This is a genomic window from Rhodococcus sp. ENV425 (genome assembly GCF_002887785.1).
Taxonomy (GTDB): domain Bacteria; phylum Actinomycetota; class Actinomycetes; order Mycobacteriales; family Mycobacteriaceae; genus Rhodococcus; species Rhodococcus aetherivorans.
This window is the reverse complement of record NZ_PCZU01000071.1, coordinates 7,234-12,236: the sequence shown is the minus strand read 5'-3', so window position 1 is coordinate 12,236 and position 5,003 is coordinate 7,234. Positions and strand designations below refer to the sequence as shown.

Genomic DNA, 5,003 nt, shown 5'->3' with positions numbered 1-5,003 from the left:
GGCACGGCGATCTCGCCGCCCGCAGGCGGAATCTGTGGATAACCGGTCCGGGTGTGGACAACCGGTTGCCGGGACGGATCGAGCCGGACCTGCGAACATGACCGAATCGTCCCGTCCGCACCCCGGAGGTTCGCATGGAGCTGTCCCGCGTGCTCGAGACCGTCGGCGGCGCCGTCGACGTGGTCGGGGTGGCGGTGATCGTCGTCGGTGCGGCGGTGGCGAGCTGGGTCGCCGTGCGGTCCTGGCGCCGCTCCGCCGCCGCACCGATCTACGAACGCTATCGGCGCGATCTCGGGCGGTCGATCCTGCTCGGTCTCGAATTCCTGGTGGCCGCGGACATCATCAAGACGGTCGCCGTCACCCCCACCTTCACCTCGGTAGGGGTACTGGCGGTCATCGTCCTCATCCGGACCTTCTTGAGCTGGTCCCTGCAGCTCGAGATCTCCGGCCGGTGGCCGTGGCAGAACGGCAGGACCGGGCCGCCGGCGGAGGAGTCGCCGGTCAGCTGAGCTCGGCGCGACGGCGCTGCAGGAAGCTGCGCTCGGCGGCGTTGGCGGTCCGCGCGAGCGCCGCGTCGTACGCCGCGGCGGCCTCCGGGATGCGGCCGAGCCGGCGGAGCATGTCGGCGCGCACCGCGTGGAACAGGTGGTAGCGGTCCAGGTCGAGGGCGTCGACGAGGGCGAGACCCGCGGCGGGGCCGTCGACCTCGGCCACCGCGACTGCCCGGTGCAGGGCGGCGACCGGGGTGGGTGCGACGACGAGCAGCTGATCGTAGAGCGCGACGACCTGCCGCCAGTCGGTCGTCTCGACCGTGGCGGCATCGCCGTGGACGGCGGCTATCGCGGCCTGGATCTGGTACGGGCCGGGCCGCCCGAGCCGCAGGCAGCGCCGGACGAGGGCCTGTCCCTCGGCGATCCGGTCGCGGTCCCACAGCCCGCGGTCCTGCTCGGCGAGGGGCACCAGATTCCCGGCGGCGTTCGTGCGGGCCGGTCGTCGCGCGTCGGCGAGCAGCAGCAACGCGAGCAGGCCCAGCACCTCGGGTTCGTCGGGCATGAGCTCGGCCAGCAGGCGGGCGAGCCGGATCGCCTCGGTGCACAGGTCGTCGCGGACCAGCCGGTCCCCACCGGCCGCGGTGTGCCCCTCGGTGAAGACGAGATAGACGACGGCGAGCACGGAGCCGAGGCGGGCGGGTAGCTCACCGGGGTCCGGAACGCGGTACGGGATGCGGGCGTCGCGGATCTTGCCCTTGGCGCGCACCAGCCGCTGCGCCATGGTCGTCTCCGGGACGAGGAAGGCCCGGGCGATCTCGGCCGTGGTCAGGCCGCCGAGCAACCGCAGCGTGAGGGCGACGCGGGCGGCGGGCGCCAGCGCGGGATGGCAACACGTGAAGATCAGGCGCAGCCGGTCGTCGGGCACGACGGTCTCCTCGCCGTCGACGGCGGTGTCCCCGGATTCGTGCAGCCGGGCGGCGTCGGCGTGCTTGCCGGCGCGGGCCTTCTCCCGGCGGATCCGGTCGATCGCGCGGCGCCGGGCGGTGGTGACGATCCACCCGGCCGGGCTCGGCGGCAGCCCGTCGACCGGCCACCGGGCGACGGCGACGGCGAACGCGTCCTGCACGGATTCCTCGGCCAGGTCGATGTCCCCGAAGGCGCGGACGAGCGCGGCGACCGCACGGCCGTGTTCGGCGCGGAACACGCGCGCGATCTCCGCGTCCGTCACCTCGGGCACGGGCGTGTCACCCGCAGTGCCCGCCCTGCAGCGGCCGCACCTCGATCGGCAGCGTGATCGCGCGGGCGAGCTTGCGGCCCCACTCCAGGGCGGCGTCGAGGTCGGGCGCTTCGATCACGGTGAACCCGCCGATGTGTTCCTTGCCCTCGAGGTACGGGCCGTCGGTGGTGAGGATGCCGTCGCCCGCGAGCCGGAGCACGGTGGCGGTGCTCGGGGGGTGCAGTCCCCCGGCGAACACCCAGACGCCGGCGGCACGCATCTCGGCATCGACGGCCTCGACGTCGCGCATGATCGGGTCGAGGAACTCCGGCGGCGGCGGGTCACCGTCGGGCTGGTAGATGCTCAGCAGGTACTGGGTCATGGCCGATCCTCCTCGCGGTGGCGGTCCCCGGCCCGGTGCCGGTGATCCAACCTGTACACGAACGGCCGGCGGGTGGATCGACATCCGGCGCGGAATTTTCTTCCTCCGCCGGTCAGCGGGAGGGCCGGCCCTCTTCGGCGGCGCGTTTCACCGCCCCGAGACGGCGGTCCCAGGCGTCGGCCAGCTCGGCGAGCCACCGGGCCGAGCCGTCCAGGGTCTCGGGGCGCGGGGTGTAGAGCACCTCCCGGCCGGCGCGGGCGGCGTCGACCAGGCCCGCGGTCTCGAGGATCTGGAGTTGCTTGACCACCGCCTGGCGCGAGACCGGGACCCGCCCGGCGAGCGTGGTGGCGCTGGCCCTCCCCAGTTCGGCGAGCGTGCCGAGGATGAGCCGGCGGGTCGGGTCGGCCAGCGCCGCGAGCACCGCGCCGACGGCGGAATCGGCGGGGTCAGGCACTCTCGACGTCCCGTTTGGCGATGTCGAGCTGCTGCCGCCAGCCGTCGGTATTGCCCTCGAACGCCTCGCGGCGCTGTGCCGGGGTCCCGTCCAGGGCGCCGAACCCGCTCTCGACGACGCGCAGGACGGTGCCGCCGCCCACCTCGGTGAGGACGAACTCGACGAGGGTGGCGGCGCCGTCACGGGGCGGCTCGTCGATCACCGCCGAGCAGCGGTACGCGAGGTATCGGGGCTCATCGGACGCCACCCGGTACATCGGGAACTTCCCGTACCGCGGGTCGTGGACGACGATCAGGTCGCCGTCGGTGGTCACGGTGTGCCCGGAACGGTCGCCGTCGCCGATCCACCAGCCGGGCCGGGCGACGAGCTGCCACACCCGAGCGGCGGGCGCCTCGATGCGGATCTCCCGTTCGATGCGGTCCTGCGTGTCCATGGGAACCTCCTCGTCCGATGACATGCAACTTCATGGTTGCACCTACCCGGACGATGTGCAACCGGACGGTAGCACCTACCGGTGGTTCAGCCGGCGACGGCCGCCGCCATCGCCTCCCGCGGGGCCGGCCGGCCGGTGAACTGCTCGACCTGGCCGAACGCCTGGTGCAGCAGCATCTGCAGGCCACCCACGACGACCGAGCCGTGCGCCGCGGCGGCCTCGGCGAGCGGCGTGGGCCACGGGTCGTAGATCGCGTCGAGGACGAACGGCGCGCGGCCGAGCTGCTGCGCGTAGGGCGCGGCCGCCGCCGCCGGCACGGTGCTCACCAGCGCGCCCGCGGACGCGCACACCTCCCCGAGTTCCGGGGCGTCGAACGGCAGCCAGCGCGGCTTCATGCCCACCGCCTCGGCACAGTCGAATGTCTCGGCGGCCCGGAGCTCGCTGCGGGCGACGACGGTCACCGACGTGACCCCGAGCTCGGCGAGCCCCACGAGGGCCGGGCGCGCCGTCCCCCCGGCCCCGACCACCACCGCCGAGGCGCCGGTCAGATCCCCGACGCCGGCGGCGCGCAGCGCGCCGGTGACGCCGTCGACGTCGGTACAGTCGGCCCGCCAGCCGTCCGCGGTCCGCACCAGGGTGTTGGCCGAGCCGATCAGCACCGCCCGGTCGGTACGCTCGGTGGCGAACTCGAGCGCCGCGAACTTGCCGGGCATCGTCACCGACACCCCGACCCACTCGGGGCCGAGCCCGGCCACCAGCGCCGGCAGCTGCTCGCCGGTGCATTCGATGCGCTCGTACGTCCAGTCCGTCAGCCCCAGCGCCCGGTAGGCCGCCAGGTGCAACAGCGGGGACTTCGAATGCGCGATGGGGCTGCCGAGGACCGCGGCCTTGCGGCCGCCGGTCACGATGTCATCTGCCACTGTCGAGGATTCCGCTTTCCAGAGCCTGCTGCGTATTCGTCAGGTGTTCGTCGTAGCTGTTGGTGAACAGGGTCGTGCCCTGGGCGTCGATGGTCACGAAGTACGTCCAGTCCCCCGCCTCCGGGTTCTCCACGGCCTGCAGCGCCTCGATGCTCGGCGACGAGATCGGCGTGGCGGGCAGTCCGGGGCTCGCGTACGTGTTCCAGGGGGTGACCTGCGCCCGGTCGGCGTCGGTGGTCGCCAGCTCGGTTTCGTCGAGGGCATAGTTGACCGTCGAGTCGAACTGCAGCGGCTGCCCGATCTTCAGGCGGTTGAGGATCACCCGCGCGACCTTCGCGAAGTCGTCCGGCAGCGCCTCGCGTTCCACGAGGGACGCGGCGACGAGCATCTCGTACGGGGTCAGCCCGACCTTCGCCGCGGCCTGGGTGATGCCGGTCTCGTCGTAGCGCTGCGCGCTGGTGGAGACGAGGTACCGCAGGATCTCGGCGGCCCCGGCACTGGGGTCGAAGTCCCAGCGGCCCGCCGCGATGAGCCCCTCGAGCTGACGGTTGCGGTCGGGCACGTTCGCGACCGCGCCCCGCGCCCATTCCGGCACGCCGAGCGCGGCGAGGTCGGTGCTCGCGCCGGCCGCGTCGAGCTCCTCGTACGTCAGGCAGGTGCGCTGCCCGTCGCGGTCGAGGCAGCTGGCCTCCGCGATGAGGGTGTAGATGCCCTTGCGCACCGCGCCGGTGTTGACGTCACGGATGTCGTGCAACTGCCGGCCCTCGGAGATCACCACCGCCCCCACCCGGTTCGCGGGGTCGACCAGGGCGGCGACGGCCTCGCGGGCGGGAAGCCGGCTGGCGATCGAGTAGAAGCCCGGCTGCAGCGAGTTCATGCCGGGGTCCTGGACGGCGGCGTTGTAGAAGGCATCGGAGCTGGCGACGATGTCCGCCTCCTTGAAGGCGGCGCCGATCTGCTCGGCGGTGTCGCCCGGGTGCACCTGCACCACGACGGCGGGACCGCCCGCACCGGTGTAGTCGGGCGGCAGGTCCGGGCCGGTGAATTTCTGGTAGGCGAAGAATCCGCCGCCGAGGAGCAGGACCAGCACGGCCGCGACGGCGAGGA

General features: G+C 73.3%; 7 protein-coding genes. 1 reads left to right on the top strand and 6 read right to left on the bottom strand.

Features of this window, described 5'->3' with window-relative positions; translation table 11 throughout:
• The first annotated feature begins 134 nt into the window (after positions 1–134).
• The gene (locus CQZ88_RS05585; RefSeq protein ID WP_006947006.1) at positions 135–509 is read left to right on the top strand and encodes a DUF1622 domain-containing protein; all 375 of its coding nucleotides are present in this window, start codon (positions 135–137) and stop codon (positions 507–509) included.
• Here the strand turns inward: CQZ88_RS05585 and CQZ88_RS05580 are convergent.
• From CQZ88_RS05580 to mltG, 6 genes are all read right to left on the bottom strand, one after another.
• Positions 502–1,728, bottom strand: coding sequence for an RNA polymerase sigma factor (locus tag CQZ88_RS05580; protein ID WP_065922583.1), 1,227 nt, complete (start codon positions 1,726–1,728; stop codon positions 502–504). The two genes, CQZ88_RS05585 and CQZ88_RS05580, sit on opposite strands and share 8 nt — an antisense overlap.
• 7 nt (positions 1,729–1,735) lie before the next feature.
• A complete protein-coding gene (locus CQZ88_RS05575; protein WP_006947008.1) occupies positions 1,736–2,089 on the bottom strand; it encodes a YciI family protein in 354 nt (117 codons plus the stop codon).
• 112 nt (positions 2,090–2,201) lie between these two features.
• Positions 2,202–2,543: a helix-turn-helix transcriptional regulator gene (locus tag CQZ88_RS05570; RefSeq protein WP_006947009.1), complete on the bottom strand. Its 342-nt coding sequence runs from the start codon at positions 2,541–2,543 to the stop codon at positions 2,202–2,204.
• A complete protein-coding gene (locus tag CQZ88_RS05565; protein ID WP_082120241.1) occupies positions 2,536–2,976 on the bottom strand; it encodes an SRPBCC domain-containing protein in 441 nt (146 codons plus the stop codon). The genes CQZ88_RS05570 and CQZ88_RS05565 overlap by 8 nt, the downstream gene beginning before the upstream one ends.
• A gap of 86 nt (positions 2,977–3,062) precedes the next feature.
• Complete coding sequence (locus tag CQZ88_RS05560) at positions 3,063–3,896, bottom strand: shikimate dehydrogenase (RefSeq protein ID WP_050035200.1); 834 nt, start codon at positions 3,894–3,896, stop codon at positions 3,063–3,065.
• On the bottom strand, positions 3,886–5,003 hold a 1,118-nt coding region (gene mltG / locus CQZ88_RS30485; RefSeq protein ID WP_258008453.1), incomplete at its 5' end, for an endolytic transglycosylase MltG. The genes CQZ88_RS05560 and mltG, both read right to left, overlap by 11 nt.